A 990-nucleotide genomic window follows, 5' to 3' on the forward strand; every position below is an offset into this window, starting at 1 on the left:
GATGAGTTTATCCAGAAGGTTCTGATCCAGTTCTTGAATGTTATAGGGTGCGTCGTACCAGTCAGTAAACCGTTTTCCAACAACTGCTTTAGCGCTAACCGCAACAAACATATTCTTGGGATTAAGATGGCTTAAGTATGTTTTGTATAACTCGTGATCGAACTGCTTGAGCGAGTAGGGCTTGATAAGAATATCTTCTGCTGAAGTAAACTGGAGCGCCCTTGATAGCTTGCTCGTGAAATGAATGGGTTCACTTTTCTCTTGATAGTTAAAAGCAATATCTAACATGGTTTTTTGTTCGTCAAAGTAAAGCTTTTTCAGGCCTTCTTTACGTAGAAGGTCAATATAACTATGAATGGTCTCTAGAATTCGTTCCTGGTTGTCAAAGCCAAACTGAGTCAAGCTCATGCGGATAACAAACAGTTCTTTGACTCTAGTATCAAACTCTGCACCGGCCGATAGTGAGTCGACTAGGTTTTCATTTTTTAATGCCGACAATAGGCTGCCTTTACCCTCATGGCCAATCAGGTTTGATAGGTAGGATACAGGCTTTGAGTCTTGGTGAAGGCTTGATGATGGTATGGGGAATGCGAGCATCATTGATCGCTTGTCCATTATCGATTGCGCTTCAACTTTTACAGGTAGGAAATCTTCTGCGAAGAAATCTTGCGATATGTCGGTAAACTCGACGTTGCTGTTTGGAATGTTACTGAACTTGGCTAGTGTCCACTTTTTAAGTGTTGAAAGAGGCTCTTTCCCCAAAATTACCAAAGTCATTTGATTCGCAGAGTAATTCTTTTGATAAAACTCTAATAAAGTGTCGCGTAACTTTTCTTCGCCTTTGTCACTCAGGGTTTCAAGGTTTCCAACAGAAAAGCGGCTATAGGGGTGATCGTCGGCTAATACTGCTTTTATTACAGAATAAAAGCGTCGTCCATCATCCTTGACTTTGGATGTGTATTCGGAATGAACAGCGTTAACTTCACGCTC

General features: G+C 41.2%; 1 protein-coding gene. It reads right to left on the reverse strand.

Features of this window, described 5'->3' with window-relative positions; genetic code table 11:
* A partial coding sequence (locus A3729_RS20200) for an insulinase family protein (RefSeq protein WP_197475949.1) occupies nt 1-990 on the reverse strand: 990 nt, incomplete at both ends.

It is taken from the genome of Oleiphilus sp. HI0043, assembly GCF_001634935.1.